The sequence below is a fragment of the Pseudomonas sp. NFACC39-1 genome, assembly GCF_900110355.1.
GTDB lineage: Bacteria > Pseudomonadota > Gammaproteobacteria > Pseudomonadales > Pseudomonadaceae > Aquipseudomonas > Aquipseudomonas tehranensis.
Genome location: NZ_FODL01000007.1, coordinates 286,106 through 308,822 on the forward strand (window position 1 = coordinate 286,106; position 22,717 = coordinate 308,822).

Consider the following 22,717-nt stretch of genomic DNA (forward strand, 5'->3'; position numbering starts at 1 on the left):
ATCCTCAGAGCACGTAGACGAAGATGAACAAGCCAATCCACACCACATCGACGAAGTGCCAATACCAGCTCGCCGCCTCGAAGCCGAACTGATGCTCGTTGTCGAAGTGCCCGCGCATGATCCGCATCAGCATCACAAACAGGATGATCGTGCCGATGGTGACGTGGGCGCCGTGGAACCCAGTGAGCATGAAGAACGTCGCGCCGTAGACGCCGGAGCCCAGGGTCAGGCCCAGTTCCTGGTAGGCGTGGATGTATTCCTCGGCCTGGAAGCCGAGGAACGCGCAACCCAGCAGCACGGTGATCGCCAGCCAGATCTTCAGCGCGCCGCGATGGCCTTTTTTCAAGGCATGGTGGGCGATGGTCACCGTGACGCTGGAGCTGACCAGCAGGATGGTGTTGAGCAGCGGCAGGCCCCAGGGGCTGATCACATCCTTGGGCGCGGGAAAGAGTTTCGGATCGGGGTTGTTCAGCAGCGGCCAGACGAACTCGAAGTTCGGCCAGAGCATGTGCGACAGGCCCTTCTCTCCTTCACCGGCCAAGCCTGGCGCCGAGATCATGCGCACATAAAACAGCGCGCCGAAGAAGGCGATGAAGAACATCACTTCAGAGAAGATGAACCAGCTCATGCCCCAGCGGAATGAGCGGTCAAGCTGCGCGCTGTAGAGCCCGGCGCGGCTTTCCTTGATCACCGCGCCGAACCAGCCGAACAGCATGTAGGCCAGCAACAGGCCACCGACGAAAAAGATCAGCGGGCCGTGGGAGTCAGGCCGGTCGGCTTTCAGGTCGTTGAACCAGGTCGCCAGGCCATACACCGTGACGAACATCCCGACGGTGGCGATGATCGGCCATTTGCTCTGGGCCGGAACGTAATAGTGCTCGTGAGTTGCCATTTATTGTTCTCCTTATCGGGCACGCTATCGGTCAGTGTTTACAGCCACCGGTGGATGACGAGCGGTGATATCGAACAGCGTGTAGGACAGCGTCAGGTGCTTCACTTCCTTGGGCATGTCCCGGTCAACGATGAAGCGCATGGGCATTTCGATACGTTCGCCGGGTTGCAGCACTTGCTGGGTAAAACAAAAGCATTCGGTCTTGTGGAAATAGGCCGCCGCGTTGCTCGGCGCGATGCTCGGAACGGCCTGGGCGCTCATCGGCCGATCGGTAGGGTTGTGGGCGACGAAGACCATCTCGTTCACCGCCCCTGGCTGGACCACCAACTGGTCAGCCTTGGGATAGAAGTCCCAGACCATGTCCACCGAGTTGGTCGACAGGAACTGCACACGCACTTGGCGCGACTCATCAACGATTTGTTCACCTTCGTACTGCCCCGCGGTCTTACCGTTGATGCCGAACACCCGGCACATCACGTCATAGATCGGCACCAAGGCAAACCCGAAGGCAAACATGGCCACCACCACCACAAGCAGGCGAGTGACCAGTTTCTTCAGTGAAATTGAGTCAGCCATGGTTACAGCCTCTTGCACCGAACCCTGTGGGAGCGAGCCTGCTCGCGATAGCGGTGTGCCTGGCACCCCGAGTCGCGTCTATCGCGAGCAGGCTCGCTCCCACAAAAGCGGCGGTGTTCATTTCACTTCCGGCGGCGTAGTAAAGGTGTGATACGGCGCCGGTGACGGCACGCTCCACTCCAATCCTTCGGCGCCATCCCACGGCTTGGCCGGAGCCGGCTCGCCGCCGCGAATGGTCTTGATCACGATGAACAGGAAGAAGATCTGCGTGGTGCCGAACATGAAGGCGCCGATGGACGAAACCATGTTGAAGTCGGCGAACTGCAGGTTGTAGTCCGGGATCCGCCGGGGCATGCCCGCCAGGCCGACGAAGTGCATCGGGAAGAACGCCAGGTTCATGCCGACGAACGACAGCCAGAAGTGCAGCTTGCCGAGGGTTTCGTCGTACATGTGGCCGGTCCATTTCGGCAGCCAGTAGTAGGCCGAGGCGAAGATCCCGAAGATCGCGCCGGGCACCAGCACATAGTGGAAGTGCGCGACCACGAAGTAGGTGTCCTGATACTGGAAGTCCGCCGGGGCGATGGCCAGCATCAGCCCGGAGAAACCGCCGATGGAAAACAGGATCACGAACGCCACGGCAAACAGCATCGGCGTCTCGAAGGTCAGTGAGCCTTGCCACATGGTGCTGGCCCAGTTGAATACCTTCACCCCGGTGGGCACGGCGATCAGCAGGGTGGCGTACATGAAGAACAGCTCGCCCACCAGCGGAATGCCCACCACGAACATGTGGTGCGCCCAAACGATGAACGACAGGAACGCAATGGCCGCCGTGGCGTAGACCATCGAGGTGTAGCCGAACAGCGGCTTGCGCGAGAACGCCGGGATGATCGAGCTGACGGCACCGAAGGCCGGCAGGATCATGATGTACACCTCGGGATGCCCGAAGAACCAGAACACGTGCTGGAACAGCACCGGGTCACCGCCGCCGGCAGCGCTGAAGAAGCTGGTGCCGAAGTGGATGTCCATCAGCATCATCGTCACGCAGCCGGCCAGCACCGGCATCACCGCGATCAGCAGGAACGCGGTGATCAGCCAGGTCCAGACGAACAGCGGCATCTTCATCAGGGTCATGCCGGGGGCGCGCAGGTTGAGGATGGTGGCGACCACGTTGATCGCGCCCATGATCGAACTGATGCCCATCAGGTGGATGGCAAAGATAAAGAACGTCACGCTTTCCGGCGCATAGGTGGTGGACAGCGGCGCGTAGAAGGTCCAGCCAAAGTTCGGCCCGCCGCCTTCCGTGAAGAGCGTGGACACCAACATCAGGAACGCCGCCGGCAACAACCAGAAACTGAAGTTGTTCATGCGCGGCAGGGCCATGTCCGGCGCCCCGATCATCAGCGGGATCATCCAGTTGGCCAGGCCGACGAAGGCCGGCATCACCGCGCCGAAGACCATCACCAGGCCATGCATGGTGGTCATCTGGTTGAAGAACTCCGGCTGCACGATCTGCAGACCTGGCTGGAACAGCTCGGCGCGGATCACCATGGCGAACGAGCCGCCCAGCAGGAACATGGAGAAGGCGAACCACAGATACAGCGTGCCGATATCCTTGTGGTTGGTGGTCAGTACCCAGCGCATCAGCCCTTTGGCGGGGCCGTGGGCGTGGTCGGCATGACCGTGGTCATCGATCACAGCACTCATGTCCTGTCTCCTTCGAACGAGTGGGCTGGGCGGCGCGCGGCTGTGAGCTGCGACCGGTTGCGGGAGCAAACGTCAGGCCGGCTCATTGGCTTTCCGCCTGTTTGAGTTCCAGCACTTCTTTAGGCGTCACCATGTCGCCCTTGTTGTTGCCCCAGGCGTTACGTTCATAGGTCACGACCGCCGCGATATCGACTTCCGACAGCTGCTTGCCGAACGCCGCCATGGACGTGCCGGGTTTGCCGTGGAAGACAATGCTCAGGTGATCCTTGATTGGCCCAGTGGCGATTTTCGAGCCCTTGAGTGCCGGGAACATCGGTGGCAGGCCCTGGCCTTCGGCCTGGTGACAGGCCACGCAGGTGGTGTGATAGACCTTGTCGCCACGCTCAATGAGTTCTTGCTGCGTCCATTCCTTGCTGGTCAGCTCTTTGAGCTGCGCCGCTTCGGCCTTGCGTTCGGCCAGCCATGCTTCGTAGTCGGGTTTGCTCTTGACCTCGACCACGATCGGCATGAACCCGTGGTCCTTGCCGCACAGCTCGGCGCATTGGCCGCGATACAGGCCGGGCTTGTCGACGCGGGTCCAGGCTTCGTTGACGAACCCGGGAATCGCATCGCGCTTGACCGCGAACGCCGGCACCCACCAGGAGTGGATCACGTCGGCGGAGGTCACCAGAAAGCGCACCTTGGCATCGACCGGCAGCACCAGCGGCTTGTCGACTTCCAGCAGGTAGTGTTCGCCCTTGGCGCTCTGGTTATTGATTTGTTCGGCGGGGGTGGCCAGGTTGCTGAAGAACTCGACGTCCTGGCCCAGGTATTTGTAGTGCCACTTCCATTGATAGCCGGTGACCTGGATATCGATGTCCGACTCGCTGGAGTCGTACATTTTGATCAGGGTGGCGGTGGCGGGAACCGCCATCGCCACCAGGATCAGGAAAGGCACGATGGTCCAGAGAATTTCGACGCGGGTATTTTCGTGGAAATTGGCCGCGTTCTGGCCGGTTGAGCGGCGGTGCATCATCATCGACCAGAACATGGCGCCGAAGACGATGATGCCGATCACTACACAGATCCAGAAGATGGTCATGTGCAGGTCGAACACTGCATTGCTGATCTGTGTCGCTCCAGGCGCCATATTCACAGTCCAGGCCGCTTGCGCCTGGCTGAAAATCGACCACAACAGGAGGCCCATCCATACGTGTGGATGTCGCGTCATTGCGGGTTCCCCTTATCGTTCTTGTTATCCCGTCGGCGTAACGCCAGCGGCAAGGGATCGGCTACCTCAGACTACCAACTTGACTCGCCGCGCCTTGCTGCACATGCAATCGGGTGTCATCAGCTAACTCCATTCCAAACCGAGTATAGACAGCACCTGCAACCTCGCAACGCGATGGCGTAAATCGTTTGAAACAGGCAGGGCTTGCGCTAGAGCCCACGAATGGAGAAGGATGCGAACTGAGTGATGGCAAACCGATATAACAGCGACGTATCAAGGACGAACCGGTTATGAAAAATAGGTCTGAGGAGTGTCTTTTCGCCAGCTAAGTTATGTCTTCCTTATTTCATTGCCTTGTCCCCTGGAGTTGTCATGAACACCGCCGCATTGCGCGAGCAGATCCAAAAAGCCCAACAACATGAGGCCGAGACCGGCCAACTGACGCGTCAGCTGGAGGCCCAGCTGCCGAACCTGCACCGTGCCATCCAGTTGCCGGACGCCGATGCCAACGATGTCTTGGCACGTTTCGTCGCCGCCTACATTGATGAAGTGCCCGATTTGCTGGATGCGGCCAATGAAGTCGCCAGGGAGGCGGGTATCGAGTCGCAGATCAAACCGGTACTCAAGATTGCCGAACAGTACTTCCTCCAGCCGCCGACGATCATGGCCGGCCATGTCGGGCTCGACAGCCTGCTGGACGAAGCCTATCTGGCGCACCGGTTTGTCGAGGAGGTCAATGACCTGTACATCAAGCATTTCGGCCAGCCACTGATCCCCTTGGACATGACGGTCGCCAATCTGATTGCCCACCAGTTGATCGGGGAGGAGTTTGCCAATCAACTCGATGAAGTGGTGCACCACACGTTCGATGAGATGCTCAATGACGAGACGTTTGCATTGGAGTCGGTAGAAACCTACCGCGAGAAGCTCAGCAGTCCGCAAACCGGCGCGGCCTGGAAGCGCTGGCCATGCATGTCCCGTCGCTTGGGCGTGGGTCTGGAACTGGATCAGCCGGCGGCTTGATCCGGCTGAAACACTCATCCCTCTTGTGGGTGTTCACAGAAATTGTGTCCACCACAAATCCTGTGGGAGCGAGCCTGCTCGCGATAGCGGTTGAACCTGCAACATTGATGTCGACTGATTCACCGTTATCGCGAGCAGGCTCGCTCCCACATTTTGCTCAAGGTGTCAGGTGGCCGCTGCGCCCACCCCCACCGTGGTGCGCAAGCGCCCTTCCAGCCTGCGCTTCAGCCCGCGGGATTCAATCAACAGCTTTGAGCCCTTGCTGGCATTCGCCCGACCCCATTCTTCCAAAAGCTCCAGGCACGAATGGTCGATGTAGCTCAGGTTATTGAGCGGCACATGCACCGTCGCGCCTGTGGGAATGGTGCCCAGCACCTGGGTCAGCGCCGGAACCTTCAGGAAGGTTGCCGCCCCCACCAGTCGCAATTCCATCTCACCCTCCTGGGGCAGATCGATCAGGCTGATTTTCAGTCGGGAGGCTTTCCAGGCCAGTTTTGCCAGGGTCAGGCCGAAACCGATCAATACGCCGGTCAGCAGGTCGGTGAAGATGATCGCCAGTGCCGTGGCGGCATAGGTGAACATCGGCATCCGGCCATAACGTCCCAGCCCGCGAAACGCCTTGAGATCCACCAGTTTGAAACCGGTGTACACCAACACACCCGCCAGGCTCGCCACCGGAATGCTCTGTAGCACGCTGGACAGCAGAAGCACGAAGAGCAACAGCCACAGGCCATGGAAAATCGTCGACATCCGTGTGGTCGCCCCGGCCTGGACGTTGGCCGAGCTGCGCACGATCACGCCGGTCATCGGCAGGGCGCCGAGCAGACCGCAGAGCATATTACCGATGCCCTGGGCGGACAGTTCCCGGTCGAAATCCGCGCGTTCGCCGCTGTGCATGCGGTCCACGGCGGCGGCCGAGAGCAGCGTTTCGGCACTGGCGATGAAAGCGACAGCGAACGCGGCGATCAGCAAGGTGGGGTCGGCCAGATTCAGCAGGTCCGCCGGGCGCAGCCAATCAATGGCTTCGGCGAGGTTCTCCGGGACTTCCACGCGTTTGACCTGCAAGGCCAACAGAAGGCTGGCAATTGTCGCCAGGCCCACGCCGAGCAGGGCACCGGGAACAAAGCGCAAGCTGTGAGGGCGAAACTTTTCCCACAGCCACATCACCGCAATCGTCGACAAACCGAGTAGACCCGCCTGCCAGCCGAACGACGGCAACGCCTGAGCCACTGCCGCAGGGAACGCCGCCAGATTATCCAGCCCCGATGGCTTAGGCACCGCGTCGAGCATCACATGGACCTGGGACAATACGATCAGCACACCGATACCCGCCAGCATGCCGTAGACCACCGCGGGCGCGGTTACCCGGAACCAACAGCCCAGGCGAAAGCGCCCGGCCAGTAGCTGGAGAAGACCGGCCAACAGCAGAATCGGCCCGAGCATCGCGACGCCGTGCTGGCGCACCAGTTCGAAGACCAATACCGCCAACCCTGCGGCCGGACCGCTGACTTGCAACTTGGAGCCGGCCAAAAAACCCACTACCAGCCCGCCGATGATGCCGGTGATCAGACCTTTGGCCGGTGGCAGGCCCGAGGCGATGGCAATGCCCATGCACAAGGGCAGCGCCACCAGAAACACCACCACGGAAGCCAACAGCTCCCGTGGCAGAACAGCTTTTAATTGAGCAGCACGCATGGCGACTCTCCCGAAGTTTTCTTCAGGCATGGCGAGGCCCTACCGCGTAAACAGCGGTAAGGCTTGAACCATGCAAGGATGATTAGGAGTGGTTAGAAGCGCGCTTTAGGCGTCGCCACCGGTATCGGATGGCTGCCATCGAGTGGCAGGAAACAACCCTGGTCCGCGTCGTAGGCTTTGATCTCGCTGGTCTCGATGTTGTACACCCAGCCATGGATGAACAATTGGCCGTTGGCCATGCGAGAGGCGACCGAGGGATGCGTTCGCAAATGTTGCAGCTGCGCGATCACGTTCTCTTCGGTGAGGATGGGCATGATCTGTTTTTCGTCGCCGCACGGGCAGTTGTCATGGACCATGGTCTTGGCCACTTCGGCGTGGCGCAACCAGGCTTTGACCGTGGGCATTTTTTCCAGGGTGTCGGGATTCAACACGGCACGCATGGCGCCGCAGTCGGAGTGACCGCAGACGATGATGTGCTGCACACCGAGGGCCAGCACGGCGTATTCGATGGCGGTGGAGACGCCGCCGTTCATCTGCCCGTACGGCGGAACGACGTTGCCGACGTTGCGGGTCACGAACAGGTCGCCGGGGGAGCTATGGGTAATCAGCTCGGGCACGATGCGCGAATCGGCGCAGGTGATGAACATCGCCCTGGGCGCTTGCGCCGTGGCGAGTTTCTTGAAGAGCTCTTCCTGCTGGGGAAAGATTTCGTGATGGAAATGCAAAAAGCCGTCAACAATATGCTGCAGCGCTGCATCGGCGGTTTCCGCCTCGGGTTGGGCTGAAGCCGACGCAGCCAACGGCTGTTTATCCTTGTCACTCATGATTCATCCTCTATAGCGCCAGTGGCTGGTTAAAAAACATCCAGGTCGAGGTGTTCGACCTGTCAGTCACTCGATGAACAAGGTAGCGACCGAAACTTAACTCAAACTGAATCAAAGGCTCTAGAACAACGATTACAGGTGTGGCCGGGACGCAAGCGCCGCTCATGCATGCCCATGCCCCACGTTCAACTTTAATCAAATCAAGGACATCTGTCGGCCCGGCGGACAAAAGGCGTCGCAATCGAGATTGTAACCTTCCCGGCGCTCCAGCCCCAGACGCTTGAGCGCCTTGGCGAAACGCTGGGCCAGCAGGTCGGCGAAGGGGCCTTCACCACGCATCCGAGAACCGAAGCGGCTGTCATACAGTTCGCCGCCACGGCTCTGGCGAACCAGGCTCAGCACATGAGCCGCGCGTTGCGGGTAGTGCGCCTGCAGCCACTCTTCGAATAGCGGTGCCACTTCCAACGGCAAGCGCAGCATCATGTAGGCGGCACTCTGCGCGCCGGCGGCGTGGGCTTCGGTCAGCAGGCTTTCGATCTCGCTGTCGTTGATCATCGGGATCATCGGCGAACACAGTACCCCCACGGGAATGCCCGCCTCGCGCATGACCCTGATCGCCCGTAATCGCGCCTTGGGCGCAGCCGCGCGCGGCTCGAGGATGCGCTTGAGTTCATCGTCCAGGGTGGTGAGGCTGATCATGACCTTGACCAGGCGCTGTTGCGCCAGCTCGGTCAGCAGGTCCAGGTCGCGCAGAATCAGCGAGCCTTTGGTGACGATGGTCACCGGATGACGGTAGCGCAGCAGCACTTCGAGAATCCGGCGAGTAATGCGATGTTCCCGTTCGATCGGCTGATAAGGGTCAGTATTGGAACCCAGGTTGATCGGCGCACACTGATAGCCGCGCCTGGACAACTGCTCCTCCAGCACGTCGGCGGCGTTGGTCTTGGCGATCAGCTTGGTTTCGAAATCCAGCCCGGGCGACATGTCCCAATACGCGTGGCTGGGCCGCGCATAGCAATAGATACAGCCATGTTCACAGCCGCGGTAGGGATTGATGGAGCGGTCGAAAGGGAGATCCGGCGAGGTGTTGCGGGTGATGATGGTCTTGGCCGTTTCGATCCGCACTTCGGTGCCTTGGGTCGGCGGTACTTCCTGATACCAGCCATCATCCTCGACCACCGAGCAACTCGGGGCGAAGCGGTTGTGCGGGTTGGTGGCGGTGCCACGGCCACGGGGCGGAAGAGAGATGGACATTGGAAGGCTCCGTTGCTGTATGTGCATACAGTATTCGCTGACGTTCAATTAGACCAGCGCCGTTCAGCAGCCCAGCGCGATGGATCGTGTTCACGTTGTGTTGACGTCTTGCTCACAGGCCTTTAACCGGCTCGTGGCGAAACTGACCGTCTCGTTCTTCTTCGTTTCGGTCGTCCACGCATGTTCAAACTCTATTCCCGCTCGCTGCTCCTTCTGTCCTTGTTCCTGGTCTTTGCCGAGTCCCAAGCCGTGGCGGCCGATTTGGGCGAGGCGAGGTCTTCCGAATGGGCCCGGCCGGTGGAAAAGCGCTACAACCTTTATCAACTGTCGCCGGCGCTTTACCGCAGCGCCTTGCCGGACGCTGATGCCTTGCCTCTGCTGAGGCGACTCGACATCGGCACGGTCATCACATTTCTGCCGGATTCGGACGCGAGTTGGTTATCCACCCCCGGCGTCAAGCAAGTGCAGTTGCCTTATCGCACCAATCATGTGGACGACAGCGACATCCTCGCTGCCTTGCGCGCCATTCAGGTTGCCGAAGCCGACGGCGGGGTGCTGATGCACTGCAAGCATGGTTCGGACCGCACCGGGTTGGTGGCGGCCATGTACAGGGTGGTCGTACAGGGCTGGAGCAAAGAGGAGGCGTTGAGCGAAATGACTGAAGGCGGCTTCGGCAACAACCCGCACTTCAAGGACGGGGTTCGTTACATGATGCGGGCCGATGTTGAGAAGCTCCGGGTGGCGCTGGCCAACGGTGACTGCAGTACCAGCGTTTTTGCTCTTTGCTCGCTGAAAAGCTGGGTCGGTTCAGCCATCACGACTCGTCAGCCCGACCCACAGGTCATTCGCCCTTGACCCTGACGGGTGGCCTCCCTGTAAAGGCTGCCACGGACTCGGCCAGAGGCCGTGAATCGCCGGGGCCGAATATTGTTTCACGCAATGCCCGGCCTGTTGTCCCGTTGAACAACCCCTCCTGCTCAAACCTTTGGAATACGGTGATTGCCAACGCTTTCGACCAGGCATAGGCGTAAATCCTCGCCGCATAGCCGGTCACCATGTAATCCAGGCCATTGGGCCAGCGGTCGCTCCCCCATACGGGCAGATGCCCGACTTGGGCGCTGACTTGATCGAATACCTGCTGAGCCGTGCGCCCATCGCCGTGGGTCAGGTGCAGTTCCATGTCAAACAGCGCGTTGCGCAGCAGCGCGGCGGTTTCCCAGCTGGCCTGGGTGTTGGCGAAGGTCAGCAACTGATCGGCGATGTCATCGGGCATGGCTGCGCCGGTCTGGTAGTGCTTTGACAAACGGACCAGGCATTGCCGGGTAAAGCACCATTGTTCCAATAGCATCCCAGCAAACTCCGAGGTGTCCCGGGAGAGCTCGGTGATGCCCGACACGTCGCGATACTCGGCACGGGTCAACACATGGTGCAAGCAATGGCCGAACTCATGAAAGAGAATTCGTAGTTGCAGATGGTCGAGCAAGACCGGCGATGCATCTGAGCTGCGCGCCAGCCAGCCATGCAACACGGCGATGGGATGTCGAGGCCGGCCCTCGGCCGTGATGCGGCGGTTTCGCAGGGTGGTGGTGTTCGGGTAACCGTCTCTGTTCGCATCCTCGAACGGATCGAAATAGATGTATCCGATGGTCTGGTCCCACTCGCGGACTTCGAAAAGACGCACGTCCGGATGCCACGTGGCCGCGTCAGCGCGTTCGAGAATGTCCACCCCAAACAGATCCTTGGCGATCAGCAATAGCTGTGAAAAGGTGGACTCCAGTTCGAACCAGGCGCTGAGGGCCAGCTTCGAGATGCCGGCCGTGTGCTGACGAAGTTTTTCTACCAGATACGGGTAATCCCAAGGTTGAAGCTCGGTGAAGCCTTGCCTTCGGGCAAATGCCTTGAGCTGTTCGGCGTCGCGGGCAAAGAGGTCTTGTTGCTGTTCAAGCTGATCGCGCAAGAACGCCATCACCTGTTCGGGAGACTCGGCTTGCTCAGGCTCGATCACCATTTGAGCGAAATTCGAATAACCCAGTAACGTCGCATACCGACGACGATCCTCCAGCAACCGTCTGAGCACCTCGCTGTTGTCAAACCGGCCAGCGTCGGGGCCCTGATCCGAGGCGCGTGTGCTGTAGGCCAGGTACACCTCTTTGCGCAAAAGACGATTGTCCGCGTAACTCGTGACGATGCCAAACGATGCATCACTGAGGGTCAGCAGCCATCCCGTGCGCCCGGCCTCGCGGGCCTGTTTGGCCAGCTGTTGTTTGAATTGCGGCGCCAGGCCGCTCAATTGAGCTTCATCGTCGAACGCTTTGCTCCAGGCCTTGTTGGCCTTGTGCAACTGATCGAGGAACAATTCCCGGCCCTGTTGAATGCGTTGCTGCAGGACTTTCAAATCTGACGGTGCGGTATGGGCCAACCCGTGCTGGCGAAACTGGCGCAGGGCCTTCTCCAGAACTCTTTTACGAGGCGGCTCGAAGTGCCTGGCAATCTCGCTGTTGGCCAAGCGCTGATAGAGTTGAAACAATGGGCGATTGTGTCTCAGCGCGCTCTGGAAATCGCGCACCCGTTCGCTGCAGTCGAGCGAAGCCTGGGCCCAGTCGTCTCCTGGCCTGGTGGACGCCAGCAGATCCAGCAGGTCATCGAAACCCTTCAAGCGGGCGTGAATCTCGTCCATGGCCAACACCAGATCGTCCCAGGTTGGGAAGGGTGTCTGAGTCTTGATGATGTCGGCCACTTGAGCACGGCTCTCGGCAAGGATCCGGTCGAGGGCCGGTGAAAAATGTGTGGCTTGGATCTGCGCAAAGGGGGGCAGGTCATAGGCCTGCAACAGCGGATTGTCATCGTCGGGCATGGCAGCCTTCCTGTCTGGACTGGGTGAACAAGTCTGGAGAGGAAGGCGTGACGCGTTGCGGTATATATGTATCGCCTCCGGGCCGGGCGGCCCGGAAGGTGATGCCGAAGATTTCAGTCGGTTTTTTTCTTCAGCTTGGGATTGGGGAAAAACTGCACCGCCTGGACCTTGGCGTCCGGGACTTTGAGTGCCGATGTGTTGACCCGGGTGCCCAACTCCTTGGGCACCGACAGGCCTTGTTCGTTGAGCGTGTCGGAATAACCGCAGGCCACACACTCACGGTGCGGCACACCGTCTTCGTTCCACATCATCAACTTGTCCGGTTCGCTGCACGCCGGGCAGACCGCCCCGGCGATAAAGCGCCTTTTGGTAATCACAGGCCCCTCGCTCATGCTGCTGCGTCCTCGGTCAGGCCGCTGTGGCGCAAGAGTGCGTCAATCGATGGCTCACGGCCACGGAAGTCGACGAACAGCACCATCGGCTCCTGGGAGCCGCCACGGGCCAGGATCGCTTCACGGAAAGCGCGACCGGTGTCGGCGTTGAGCACGCCGTCCTCTTCAAACTTGGAGAACGCATCGGCCGACAACACTTCCGCCCACTTATAGCTGTAGTAGCCCGCCGCATAACCGCCGGCGAAGATGTGGGCAAAGCTGTTGGGGAAGCGGTTGTAGGCCGGTGGACGCATCACCGAGACCTCGTCACGCACGCCTTCGAGCACTTGCAGCACGCTACGGCCATCGCCGTGGGTAGCGTGCAGCTCGAAGTCGAACAGCGAAAACTCCAGTTGGCGCACCATCATCAGTCCGGACTGGAAGTTTTTCGCCGCGAGCATTTTTTCCAGCAGGTCCTGGGGCAGTGGTTCGCCGGTTTCGTAGTGACCGGAAATCAGCGCCAGGCCTTCGGGCTCCCAGCACCAGTTTTCCATGAACTGGCTCGGCAGTTCCACGGCATCCCAGGCCACGCCGTTGATGCCGGACACGCCGGCATGTTCGACGCGGGTCAGCAGGTGGTGCAGGCCATGGCCGAACTCGTGGAACAGGGTGGTGACTTCGTCGTGGGTCAGCAGCGCGGGTTTGCCGCTGTCGGCCGGGGTGAAGTTGCACACCAGGTTGGCGACAGGGCTTTGCAGCACGCCATCGAAGGTGCGCCGACGGTCGCGGGCGCCGTCCATCCAGGCGCCGCCGCGCTTGTTGGCGCGGGCATAGAGGTCGAAGAAGAAACGGCCGACGTGCTGACCGTTCTCCTTGATTTCGAACAGGCGCACGTCCGGATGCCAGGTGTCGAAGCCTTTCAGTTCGGCAATCTCGATGCCGTAGAGGCGTTGCACGATGGCGAACAGGCCGCTCAGCACTTTGTCGATCGGGAAGTACGCGCGCAAGGCTTCCTGGGCCACGCTGTATCGCTGCTGGCGCAGCTTCTCACCGTAGAAACCGCTGTCCCAGCTTTGCAGGTCGGGGCAGCCCTGTTCGGCGGCGAACGCCTTGAGCTGTTCCAGGTCCAGGGCCGCGAACGGCTTGCTGCGCTTGGCCAGGTCTCGCAGGAAACTGAGGACCTGATCGCTGGACTCGGCCATCTTGGTCGCCAGGCTCAACTCGGCGAAGTTGGCGAACCCCAGCAACTGAGCCAGTTCCTGACGCAGGTCGAGGATCTGCTCCATCACCGGGGTGTTATCGTTTTGACCGGCATTCGGACCCTGGTCCGACGCACGGGTGCAGTACGCGGCGTAGACTTCTTCCCGCAGGGCGCGGTCTTCGGCGTAGGTCATCACTGCGAAGTAGCTGGGGAATTCCAGGTTGATCAGCCAGCCGTCCAGTTCCTTGGCTTGGGCGGCTGCGGCCATTTGCGCCTTGGCCGAGTCGGTCAGGCCGGCGAGGGTGGCCTCGTCGGTGACGTGCTTGGTCCAGGCCTGGGTCGCGTCGAGCAATTGATTGGAGAAGCGGCTGCCCAGCTCGGACAGTTTGCTCTGCACTTCGGCGTAGCGCTGCTGCTGCTCGGGCGGCAGGTCGATACCCGACAGGCGGAAATCACGCAAGGAATGTTCGAGGATGGTTTTTTGCGCCACATCGAAACCGGCGGCTTCGGGGCTGCTCGCCAGGGCTTCGAACGCCTGGAACAGCTCGCGGTTCTGGCCCAGCTCCGTGGAGTAAGCACTCAGTGCCGGCAGGCAGGCCTCGTAGGCTTCGCGCAGTTCGGGGCTGTTACGCACGGCGTTCAGGTGGCTCACTGGGCTCCAGGCAGCGCCCAGGCGATCATTGAGCTCATCCATCGCCAGCACCAGGCCGGCCCAGGTAGGTTGCGTGCCCTGGGTCTTGAGGATCTCGGCAATGGCGGCACGGTTGTCAGCCAGGATCTGCTCGATGGCCGGTTGCACGTGCTCGGCACGGATCGCCGAGAACGGCGGCAGGTCGTAGGGTTGCAAAAGAGGGTTGTTCACGCTCACGGTTGACACCTTGGCTGGAAGAAACATGGACCCATCTTAATTACAATCGACGTTCACCGCAGCTAGCAGCGCCTATCACCGGATAAGAGAGAGCCTATCGTGACCCTTCGCACGTACCAGAATCACCGCCCACGGCTTGCCCGCGGCGCTTTTGTCGACAGCACCGCGGTGGTGATCGGCGACGTAGAAATCGGCGAAGACAGCTCCGTCTGGCCGTTGACAGTCATTCGCGGCGACATGCACCGCATCCGCATTGGCGCCCGTACCAGCGTCCAGGATGGCTGCGTGCTGCACATCACCCACGCCGGCCCCTTCAATCCCGATGGTTTCCCGCTGCTGATCGGCGATGACGTGACCATCGCCCACAAGGTCATGCTCCATGGCTGCACCGTAGGCAGTCGGATCCTGATCGGCATGGGTAGCATCGTCATGGACGGTGCGATAGTTGAAGACGAGGTGATCATCGGCGCCGGCAGCCTCGTACCACCGGGCAAACGCTTGGAGAGCGGCTTCCTGTATGTAGGCAGCCCGGTAAAACAGGCCCGGCCTCTGACCGACAAGGAACGCGCCTTTTTCACCTACAGCGCGGCGAACTACGTGAAGCTCAAGGACCTGCATCTGGCCGAAGGCTACGACCTGCTCTGAACCGTACCGCCCTTACCCAGGAATTTGCATGCATTACCAGACCGTACTCTTCGACCTCGACGGCACCCTCACCGACCCCCGCGAGGGCATTACCCGTTCGATCCAGTTCGCCCTGAGCCAACTGGGCATCGACGAACCCGACCTCACCCGCCTCGAACACTTCATCGGCCCACCGCTGTTGCAGGCCTTCATGCAGTTCTACGCCTTCGACGAAGCCAAGGCCTGGGAAGCGGTGAACTTCTATCGCGAACGCTTCAAAGTCACCGGCTTGTACGAAAACCGGGTATTCGATGGCGTGATGCCGATGCTGGAAACCTTGGGCGTCCAAGGCCGGCAGCTGTACATCGCCACTTCCAAACCTTGGATCTTCGCCCGGGAAATCGCCCGCCACTTCGACTTTGCCCGGCATTTCAAGGTGATTTATGGGAGTGAGCTGGACGGCACGCGCACCAACAAGGTCGAGTTGATTGCTCACCTGATGGCAGAAGAAGGGCTAGACCCGGCCAATACCTTGATGATTGGGGATCGGAAGCACGATTTGATTGGTGCCCGCAGCAATGGCCTGGATGCGGCGGCGGTGGGGTATGGGTTTGGCAGTTATGAAGAGTTGAGTGCGGAAAAGCCTGTGTATCACTTCCAGACGTTGGATGAGTTGCATCAGGCGTTTTTGCGGGGTTAGCCCTATTGCTATCGCGGGCAAGCCTTGCTCCCACAAAGCAGTACCCAGAATGCCTGAGGACCAAGGCATGCCCTGCGCCTGTGGGAGCAAGGCTTGCCCGCGATGAGGCCCTCATGGACACAGCCTGAACCGACTCATACCCATACGGCATCCCACAATGAATAGTCCCCAATTTTCTTAACTAAACCCGCCCGTAGCGGATTCGCCACGATATACCGTGCAACTGCTTGTAAATCTTCCTCCTTACGAATGGCTCGGTCATGGAATCCCTCCTGCCAAAGCGATCCTTCCCTCTGCATCAATCGATTGAAGGTGACCGTGGTCCGAGACTTTGTTCTCGCCATCAGCTTTGAAAGTCCGATCCCCTGCAACTCGATCAACCAGTGAAAATGGTCCGGCATCACCACCCAGGCCAACGAATGGGCAAATTGCTCTTCCTGAGCCTTGCGAAAGGCATCAACCACCAAGCGTCCTGTCTTGAAGCGACCAAAAAGCGGCTCGCGGTTGCGCGTATTCACGGTCAGCAAATAGATTTGCCCAGACTGCGAATAACGCCCGAGGCGCAACTGATTGGAGTGTGGCGGTGTCGTCATAAGTGATCCTCCTTGATCTGTCCTTTGTTTCAAGGCTAGGACAGCAGCAACGGATCTGACTTGGAATGTTGGAGCAGGATGTATCTGGGCAGACGTCATCGCGGGCAAGCCTTGCTCCCACAGATGACACCCTTAGCGCTTCATTTCGAGTACTGCGCTGTGGGAGCAAGGCTTGCCCGCGATGAGGCCCGTTCAAGCACCGGAAGTCTTCGATTCTGCCAAGGCCTTCAAGGCTGCTTTGCGCTCATCGGTCGGCAGCTTGCCGAGCTTTTCCACCGCCGCATAAAACGCCACCCAATCCCCATTCACCTGCTGGAACAACGCCGCAAACGCCGGCACCCACTGGCTATACAGCCCGAACGGCAACAGTCGTGCATTGTTCAGCGGCGCGTAGATCCACGCGTCGTAGCGTTTGTCGCCTGCCCACTGGGTGTCGCGTAGTCGCTGATAATCAGCGCGCAATTGCTCGAACTCCTGGGCCTTGCGCTGGCGCATCTGTTCGGCCGAAAAGGGTTGGGTGTAGAGCTGCTCCAGCCGCTGACGCGTGTCCAGGATCAACTGGATGAATTGCTCGCGCTGGCGCATCCGTTTGCCGGTATCCGGCGCCAGCCCGCGGCTGGCGCGCCATTGGCGGGTGCCTTCCTGTTCAACAAAGGTGGCGAAAGACTCGTTGAATTCGGTGTCGTCCTTTACGTAGAAGCGCTGGTGCGCCAGTTCATGAAAGATCAGCGTCGCCAGGCGCTCGTCACCCCAATGCATCATCGAACTCAGGATCGGGTCGTTGAACCAGCCCAGTGTCGAATAGGCCTCTACGCCGCCAATCGCCACATCCATACCCTTCAAGCGCTGTAGCGCGGCTTCGCCACGGGCAGCGCCCTGGGTGTAGTAGCCGCGATACGCCACGCAACCGGCAATCGGGAAGCAGTGGTTTTGCGGTGCCAAGGAAAACTCCGGCGTGGCGAAGACATTCCAGACCACGAACGGCCGGCCAATGTCCGCGTACAGGCGATAGCTTTTGTTATCTGGCAGGTGCAAGTGTGAGCTGGCGAACGCTCGTGCTTCCCGTGCCTGGGCCAGATGCGCCCGCAGTTGCGGATCGCGCGCCGGGTCGGCAATGACCTGGTCGATAGGCTCGCGAGCCTGCAACAGCCGCAGCTGTCCGCCGACGAGCTGGCTGTAGTAACCGACGCTTGCACAACCGTTGAGTAACAAAAGCAGGAGGCCTGGAAACAAAATCCGGAAAACACGGTCGAGTAACCGATGGCTTGAACGCAGCCTGATCAATTGGAATCACCCTGGGAAAGTCTGACCCCAAGACTATCTCGCCTGCCTGGAGCTTCGCTATGCGCGTGTTGATGCTGACGAGTGGCTTGTTGCTGCTGACCGGTTGCGCCGGTTTGCCTGATCCCGATCCGTCGCAGGCATGGATCGACCTGGGAAGCCATCAGGACACGGCGCTGCAAGCGCTGGAAGTTGATGACAAGACCTCCGTCGACCGACGCTATTTCGAAGTGCAGCCCGGCAGCCATGAGTTGACGGTGCGTTATCAATTTGCCGTCGAGCCCGGCAATATCGGCCCGAATGCCGAGCCACTGTGGCGCGATTGCCGGTTGAATGTGAAGTTCAAGGATTTCAACGCAGGCCAGCGTTACCAGTTGCAGGCTGGCAACATCGGTTTCCGGCCATGGGCCAAGCTCTACGACCAGCAGCGAAAAGTCGTGGGCCAAGGCACGCCAGCAGGCTGTCAGCAAAGCTGATCGGCGCTATGCTCATTATCTGACTTCAGGAAATCATCATGCGCCTACCTATGCTGCTATTGGCCTTTGTCTCCATGAGCGGATGTGCAACCAGCCCACCGCCCAAGGTTGATCCGAACATGGCCTGGATCGACTTCGCCACGCCCATGCCGGGCGGCAAGATGCTGATGGCGGAAAGCCTGGATGGCCAACGACTGCAGGACGGACGTTTCTTCCAGGTTTCTCCGGGCAGCCATGAACTGAAAGTGCGTTTCGACTTCGAGGTGCCTGGCGGTGGTGGGCTGTCTATGCAGGCCGAGCCGCAGGAGCGGCTGTGCTACATGCTCGTGCGTTACGACCATTTCGAGGCGGGCCAGCGTTACCGCCTGGAAGCTCGCAATCTGGCGTTTACTCCCAGCGCCCGACTTTATAACGCCAAGCGCGAAATCGTGGCCGAAGAACGGCAGGTCAATTGCGTTCCGTAGGACTGCTTAGCTGTCGTTCTTCTGGTAGATGATCTTTTTGGTGCCGTTTTCGCAACTGCCAACGACCATATTTTCATCATGCACTTCGTCATTGGTCACGATTTCCAAGGTGTAGGAAGGCACGTTGTTCGCCTGGATCTTCGCTTCGATTTCCGCTTTCAGTTCTTCACAGGATTTGGGGGCCGCGAGGGCCGACGTGGCCAATGCGCAACTGATGACCGCCAGGGCGAATCGTTTCATGCTCGAATTCCTCATGACAGCGCGCACTGCCTGTGCGCTGAAACTGCAGATGTGCATTCGACCACAATTGCTGCAGGGTAAACAGATCACAGCCTTCAGCCGCAGTTGAAGGCTGTGATGGGTATCGCATCAGCTCACCAGCGTGGCGTCCAGGGTAATCTTGGCGTTCAGCACTTTGGAAACCGGGCAACCTTCCTTGGCCTTGTTGCTCAGCTCTTCGAATTGCTCCTGGCTGGCGCCGGGGATCTTCGCTTTAAGCGTCAGTTTCACTGCCGTAATCGCAAAACCGCCCTCGACCTGGTCCAGGGTCACATCGGCGTTGGTATCGATACTGTCGGCCTTGAGCCCCGCATCGCCAAGGATCATCGAAAACGCCATGGAGAAGCAGCCCGCGTGGGCCGCGCCGATCAGCTCTTCCGGGTTGGTGCCCTTGCCGCCTTCAAAACGTGCCTTGAAACCATAGGGGGCTTCGCGCAGCACGCCGGTTTCCGTGGAGATCGAGCCGATGCCGGTTTTCAGGTCACCTTCCCAATGAGCCGATGCTTTCTTGATGATAGCCATGTCTGCCTCCTCAATATCCGGCGCGAGGGTTCGCGCCTGGGTGTTTTTCGTTGTCAGGGTTGTGAGGATAGACCGTCCGATAAAGTTCATCCTGTCGATTAGCCGACCGATTTAGTAGGAAATTTCGTGGTAGCTATTGAAACTCGGGTATATGCCCACATTGCATGGAACACACCTATAGAAACGGCAGGCTTTTGCCCGTAGGAAAAGCCTCTCATGCCGTTGGAGATGCCGGCCCATGAAACAGCTGTCCGAAGTGAAGTTCTCAACCCTCGACCTCGTGCCTGTGCGCGCTGATGGCAACGCTGCCCAGTCCTTGCGCAACTCGCTGGACCTGGCGCAGCACGTAGAAAAATACGGCTACACCCGCTTCTGGGTAGCCGAGCACCACAACATGGATGGCATCGCCAGCTCCGCGACCGCGGTACTGCTGGGCTATCTGGCGGGGGGCACTTCGACCATTCGGGTCGGCTCCGGCGGGGTGATGCTGCCCAACCATGCGCCGTTGATCATCGCCGAACAGTTCGGCACCTTGGAAAGTCTTTACCCCGGTCGAATCGATCTGGGCCTGGGGCGTGCACCCGGTTCCGATCAGATGACCGCTCGGGCGCTGCGTCGTGAACGTTCCGGCAGTGCGGACGATTTCCCTGAAGACGTGGCCGAACTGATGCGCTACCTCGGTCCACGTACCCCGGATCAACGCATCATCGCCATGCCCGGCACCGGGACCAATGTGCCGGTCTGGCTGTTGGGCTCGAGTCTGTTCAGTGCGCAACTGGCCGGCGAGCGCGGTTTGCCCTACGCCTTCGCTTCCCATTTCGCACCGCGCTACATGCACGAGGCGATCCGTATCTACCGCAACCACTTCAAGCCCTCGGCGGTACTCGACAAGCCTTACGTGATGCTCGGCGTGCCCTTGGTAGCAGCCGACACGGATGAGCAGGCCGATTACCTGGCGACCTCGGTGTATCAGCGAATCCTGGCGCTGATGCGTGGCCAGAGCCTGGTCCAGCGTCCGCCGGTGGAAACCATGAACGGTCTCTGGTTGCCCCATGAGAAAGAGGCGGTCGGCGATTTCCTGGGCTTGGCCATGGTCGGCGGTCCGCAGAAAATCAGGGCCAAGCTTGAAGTGCTGATCGAGCAAACCCAGGCCGATGAGCTGATCTTCACCAGCGACCTGTATGAGCATGCTGATCGCCTGCACTCGTATGAGTTGCTGGCGCAGGTCATGAAAGGCTGATCATGCGCATAAAAAAGCCGACGCATGCGTCGGCTTTGACGTTCCTGAAGTATCAGCCCTTCTTGTAGACGATTTCCTTCGTGCCACCTTCGCAGGAGCCGACAACGTCTCCGTCAGTAGCCGTCCCTTTGTCGACAATTTCCAGCGTGTAACCCGATGCGCCGTTGGCATCGATTTTCGCTGCGATCTCGCTTTTCAGCTCCTCGCATGGCTTGCCGTCGGCAAACGCAGTACCCGCAAGGCTCAGCAAACCCAGGGCCAACATCAAATTTTTCATCGCTCGCACTCCTTGGTCGGATCAATAGGGCAGGGATCGAACAGACATGACGCGCTTGCCAGATAGCGCATCGCCATTCCCTATGGCACTCCGCCAGCGTGCAAGTTCACGGCCGCCTAGCTATTGGCAATTCGGAACCCAACCTTGATGGTCACCTGGAAGTGCGCGGCGCGGCCGTTTTCGATGTGTCCGCGGGTTTCCGTGACTTCGAACCATTCCAGATGCTTGAGGCTTTTGCTGGCTTCGGCCAAAGCATTGTTGATGGCGTCTTCGATGCTGGTGGGAGAGGAGCCGACCAGCTCGACCTTTTTATACGTGTGATGATCACTCATGACGTTCTCCTTGGTTGTCTTTAACAGCCTAGCAGCGAATTTTCGCCTTACGTGTGTCGCCGTTAACCCGGTGAAAGTTCAGATTTACTGCACTTTCAGAAACGGCTGGAGTCCCAATTCACACACGCCACTCAACCACTGCAGGAGAGAGCCACCATGGCCAGCAATTCGTTACGTAAAGCCTCGTTGCAAAGCATGGAAGCGGAGATCGAGAGTCTGCTCAAGTCGTTGGAAAGCCTGAAGGACGACGCTTCGGACGAGTCGCGTAAGACCCTCAAGTCGCTGAAGGCAAACGCCGAAAACGCGCTGAAGCATTCCCGGCATCTGCTGAGCGACGCGTATGAAGAGGTCAAGGTGAAAACCCGTGAAACCGGAATCGCCACCCGTGATTACGCTCAGGAGCATCCCTGGACCACTGCTGGCGTCGCGGTCGGGGCGCTGGGTTTGTTGGCGGCTTATTTGCTGTGCAAGCGCGGCGACTGAGTCGGCTGGTTCAGCTCATGCCTGAGCCATTGCGCCAATTGCCGAGCGCGCCCGTCCGCGGCGCGCTTGGGTAGCCACAACGCCAGTCGCGCCGGGGTTTCGTCAAAGCCCCACGGCGCGACCAGGCGACCGGCGCGCACATCCTCGGCGACCAGCGGTTCGGGTGCGATGGCCACGCCTAGCCCCGCAACAGCGGCCTCGAGCAAGTAATACAAATGCTCGAAACCCTGCCCGAATTTCAGCTTATTGGGTTCAAGGGCGTTTTGCCGTGCCCAGGTGGGCCACGCCTGGGGACGAGAGGTGGTATGCAGCAGTGCCTCGTCGAGAATTGCGCTCGGCGGGGCGTTTTGCAGGCGGGCGAAACCGGCGTAATGAGGGCTCATGACCGGGCCGATCCGCTCGCTGGCCAGTTCATAGACCTGCATGTCTGCCGGCCAGGGTGGCTCGGCGAACACCAGCAAGGCGTCCAGCCCGGGCCGCCTGGGATCCAGGTCGCCTTCGCCGGCGGACAGGTGCAGGCGTAGATCCGGCAGGTCGGCATTGAGCCGCCCCAAGCGGGGAATAAACCACCGCGCCAGCAGACTTCCCGAGCAGCCCAAGACGAACGGAGCATCCGCCGTGCTTTGGGTCAGCTCTGCGCAAACGCTACGGAGCCGTTCGAAAGCATCCGCACTGACATCGCGCAGGCGCATGCCCGCATCTGTGAGTTTCAGGCCGCGACCGTCCTTGCTGAACAGGCTGACGCCCAGGTGTTCCTCCAGCACCTTCAACTGTCGGCTAACGGCACCATGGGTGACATGTAGCTGTTCGGCCGCCTGGCTGACGCTATTCAGGCGGGCAGTGGCTTCGAAGGCGCGTAAGGCGTTGAGCGGGGGAAGGTCATGGCTCATATTATCTGTGAGTTTTCCTGACAGGTTGTGGCGATCTTATCGGTTTTCAGCGCGGGATGTCAGGGGTAGAGTGGACCTCATTGT

The 22,717-nt window shown here is 59.9% G+C and carries 25 protein-coding genes; 8 read left to right on the forward strand and 17 right to left on the reverse strand.

The features are described 5' to 3' along the window. Nucleotides 1-4: 4 nt before the first annotated feature. From BMY45_RS17640 to coxB, 4 genes are all read right to left on the reverse strand, one after another. Nucleotides 5-892 carry a cytochrome c oxidase subunit 3 gene (locus BMY45_RS17640; RefSeq protein ID WP_092399769.1) on the reverse strand — a complete coding sequence of 296 codons (888 nt, stop codon included), beginning with the start codon at nucleotides 890-892 and terminating at the stop codon, nucleotides 5-7. Between the two features lie 24 nt (nucleotides 893-916). Then, nucleotides 917-1,468 carry a cytochrome c oxidase assembly protein gene (locus BMY45_RS17645; protein ID WP_092399771.1) on the reverse strand — a complete coding sequence of 184 codons (552 nt, stop codon included), beginning with the start codon at nucleotides 1,466-1,468 and terminating at the stop codon, nucleotides 917-919. Between the two features lie 117 nt (nucleotides 1,469-1,585). Further along, a complete protein-coding gene (gene ctaD, locus BMY45_RS17650; protein WP_092399773.1) occupies nucleotides 1,586-3,172 on the reverse strand; it encodes a cytochrome c oxidase subunit I in 1,587 nt (528 codons plus the stop codon). Between the two features lie 82 nt (nucleotides 3,173-3,254). Next, nucleotides 3,255-4,382: a cytochrome c oxidase subunit II gene (gene coxB, locus BMY45_RS17655; RefSeq protein WP_092399775.1), complete on the reverse strand. Its 1,128-nt coding sequence runs from the start codon at nucleotides 4,380-4,382 to the stop codon at nucleotides 3,255-3,257. Nucleotides 4,383-4,754: 372 nt separating this feature from the next. On the opposite strand from coxB, the gene BMY45_RS17660 reads away from it, so the two are divergent. After that, entirely contained in the window at nucleotides 4,755-5,405 is a 651-nt protein-coding gene (locus tag BMY45_RS17660; RefSeq protein WP_092399777.1) for a hypothetical protein, read from the forward strand. Between the two features lie 165 nt (nucleotides 5,406-5,570). Here BMY45_RS17660 and BMY45_RS17665 read toward each other — a convergent pair whose 3' ends face one another. From BMY45_RS17665 to BMY45_RS17675, 3 genes are all read right to left on the reverse strand, one after another. After that, entirely contained in the window at nucleotides 5,571-7,100 is a 1,530-nt protein-coding gene (locus BMY45_RS17665; RefSeq protein ID WP_047230056.1) for a SulP family inorganic anion transporter, read from the reverse strand. Between the two features lie 92 nt (nucleotides 7,101-7,192). Then, nucleotides 7,193-7,924 (reverse strand): carbonic anhydrase, encoded by a 732-nt coding sequence (locus BMY45_RS17670; protein WP_047230057.1) that lies wholly within the window; start codon nucleotides 7,922-7,924, stop codon nucleotides 7,193-7,195. Between the two features lie 195 nt (nucleotides 7,925-8,119). Further along, nucleotides 8,120-9,178 carry a PA0069 family radical SAM protein gene (locus tag BMY45_RS17675; RefSeq protein WP_092399779.1) on the reverse strand — a complete coding sequence of 353 codons (1,059 nt, stop codon included), beginning with the start codon at nucleotides 9,176-9,178 and terminating at the stop codon, nucleotides 8,120-8,122. Nucleotides 9,179-9,358: 180 nt separating this feature from the next. Between BMY45_RS17675 and BMY45_RS17680 the strand changes: the two genes are divergently transcribed. Further along, nucleotides 9,359-10,033 carry a phosphatase domain-containing protein gene (locus tag BMY45_RS17680; protein ID WP_092399781.1) on the forward strand — a complete coding sequence of 225 codons (675 nt, stop codon included), beginning with the start codon at nucleotides 9,359-9,361 and terminating at the stop codon, nucleotides 10,031-10,033. On the opposite strand, the gene BMY45_RS17685 is transcribed toward BMY45_RS17680, so the two are convergent. From BMY45_RS17685 to prlC, 3 genes are all read right to left on the reverse strand, one after another. Next, a complete protein-coding gene (locus BMY45_RS17685; protein WP_092399783.1) occupies nucleotides 10,020-12,032 on the reverse strand; it encodes a M3 family metallopeptidase in 2,013 nt (670 codons plus the stop codon). The two genes, BMY45_RS17680 and BMY45_RS17685, sit on opposite strands and share 14 nt — an antisense overlap. A 113-nt stretch (nucleotides 12,033-12,145) precedes the next feature. Next, nucleotides 12,146-12,424, reverse strand: a complete 279-nt coding sequence (locus tag BMY45_RS17690) for a YheV family putative zinc ribbon protein (protein ID WP_047230061.1) — start codon at nucleotides 12,422-12,424, stop codon at nucleotides 12,146-12,148. Further along, complete coding sequence (gene prlC / locus BMY45_RS17695) at nucleotides 12,421-14,472, reverse strand: oligopeptidase A (RefSeq protein ID WP_092399849.1); 2,052 nt, start codon at nucleotides 14,470-14,472, stop codon at nucleotides 12,421-12,423. The genes BMY45_RS17690 and prlC overlap by 4 nt, the downstream gene beginning before the upstream one ends. Before the next feature lie 99 nt (nucleotides 14,473-14,571). Here prlC and BMY45_RS17700 point away from each other — a divergent pair, with 99 nt between their 5' ends. Then, on the forward strand, nucleotides 14,572-15,117 hold the full coding sequence (locus BMY45_RS17700; protein WP_092399785.1) for a gamma carbonic anhydrase family protein: 546 nt from the start codon (nucleotides 14,572-14,574) through the stop codon (nucleotides 15,115-15,117). Between the two features lie 28 nt (nucleotides 15,118-15,145). Then, nucleotides 15,146-15,796, forward strand: coding sequence for an HAD family hydrolase (locus BMY45_RS17705; protein ID WP_092399787.1), 651 nt, complete (start codon nucleotides 15,146-15,148; stop codon nucleotides 15,794-15,796). 134 nt (nucleotides 15,797-15,930) lie between these two features. Here BMY45_RS17705 and BMY45_RS17710 read toward each other — a convergent pair whose 3' ends face one another. Together BMY45_RS17710 and BMY45_RS17715 are read right to left on the reverse strand one after the other, a co-directional pair. Further along, entirely contained in the window at nucleotides 15,931-16,389 is a 459-nt protein-coding gene (locus BMY45_RS17710) for an REP-associated tyrosine transposase (protein ID WP_092399789.1), read from the reverse strand. A 192-nt stretch (nucleotides 16,390-16,581) separates the two neighbouring features. Continuing rightward, the gene (locus tag BMY45_RS17715; RefSeq protein ID WP_092399791.1) at nucleotides 16,582-17,673 is read right to left on the reverse strand and encodes an aminopeptidase; all 1,092 of its coding nucleotides are present in this window, start codon (nucleotides 17,671-17,673) and stop codon (nucleotides 16,582-16,584) included. A 59-nt stretch (nucleotides 17,674-17,732) separates the two neighbouring features. Between BMY45_RS17715 and BMY45_RS17720 the strand changes: the two genes are divergently transcribed. Together BMY45_RS17720 and BMY45_RS17725 are read left to right on the forward strand one after the other, a co-directional pair. After that, nucleotides 17,733-18,146, forward strand: a complete 414-nt coding sequence (locus tag BMY45_RS17720; RefSeq protein WP_092399793.1) for a PA0061/PA0062 family lipoprotein — start codon at nucleotides 17,733-17,735, stop codon at nucleotides 18,144-18,146. A 38-nt stretch (nucleotides 18,147-18,184) separates the two neighbouring features. Continuing rightward, nucleotides 18,185-18,610, forward strand: coding sequence for a PA0061/PA0062 family lipoprotein (locus BMY45_RS17725; RefSeq protein ID WP_092399795.1), 426 nt, complete (start codon nucleotides 18,185-18,187; stop codon nucleotides 18,608-18,610). A 6-nt stretch (nucleotides 18,611-18,616) separates the two neighbouring features. Here BMY45_RS17725 and BMY45_RS17730 read toward each other — a convergent pair whose 3' ends face one another. Both BMY45_RS17730 and BMY45_RS17735 read right to left on the reverse strand, forming a co-directional pair. Further along, nucleotides 18,617-18,850, reverse strand: a complete 234-nt coding sequence (locus BMY45_RS17730) for a DUF1161 domain-containing protein (protein WP_092399797.1) — start codon at nucleotides 18,848-18,850, stop codon at nucleotides 18,617-18,619. Between the two features lie 129 nt (nucleotides 18,851-18,979). After that, complete coding sequence (locus tag BMY45_RS17735) at nucleotides 18,980-19,411, reverse strand: OsmC family protein (RefSeq protein WP_092399799.1); 432 nt, start codon at nucleotides 19,409-19,411, stop codon at nucleotides 18,980-18,982. A 238-nt stretch (nucleotides 19,412-19,649) separates the two neighbouring features. Here BMY45_RS17735 and BMY45_RS17740 point away from each other — a divergent pair, with 238 nt between their 5' ends. Then, nucleotides 19,650-20,651 carry an LLM class flavin-dependent oxidoreductase gene (locus BMY45_RS17740; RefSeq protein ID WP_058544936.1) on the forward strand — a complete coding sequence of 334 codons (1,002 nt, stop codon included), beginning with the start codon at nucleotides 19,650-19,652 and terminating at the stop codon, nucleotides 20,649-20,651. 52 nt (nucleotides 20,652-20,703) lie between these two features. Here BMY45_RS17740 and BMY45_RS17745 read toward each other — a convergent pair whose 3' ends face one another. Both BMY45_RS17745 and BMY45_RS17750 read right to left on the reverse strand, forming a co-directional pair. After that, complete coding sequence (locus BMY45_RS17745; RefSeq protein WP_092399801.1) at nucleotides 20,704-20,928, reverse strand: DUF1161 domain-containing protein; 225 nt, start codon at nucleotides 20,926-20,928, stop codon at nucleotides 20,704-20,706. A 116-nt stretch (nucleotides 20,929-21,044) separates the two neighbouring features. Beyond that, nucleotides 21,045-21,260 (reverse strand): dodecin, encoded by a 216-nt coding sequence (locus BMY45_RS17750; protein ID WP_003177209.1) that lies wholly within the window; start codon nucleotides 21,258-21,260, stop codon nucleotides 21,045-21,047. A gap of 156 nt (nucleotides 21,261-21,416) precedes the next feature. Here BMY45_RS17750 and BMY45_RS17755 point away from each other — a divergent pair, with 156 nt between their 5' ends. Continuing rightward, the gene (locus tag BMY45_RS17755) at nucleotides 21,417-21,743 is read left to right on the forward strand and encodes an ElaB/YgaM/YqjD family protein (protein WP_003196426.1); all 327 of its coding nucleotides are present in this window, start codon (nucleotides 21,417-21,419) and stop codon (nucleotides 21,741-21,743) included. Here BMY45_RS17755 and BMY45_RS17760 read toward each other — a convergent pair. Beyond that, nucleotides 21,716-22,633 carry a LysR family transcriptional regulator gene (locus BMY45_RS17760; RefSeq protein WP_092399803.1) on the reverse strand — a complete coding sequence of 306 codons (918 nt, stop codon included), beginning with the start codon at nucleotides 22,631-22,633 and terminating at the stop codon, nucleotides 21,716-21,718. The genes BMY45_RS17755 and BMY45_RS17760 overlap by 28 nt on opposite strands. Between the last annotated feature and the right edge of the window lie 84 nt (nucleotides 22,634-22,717).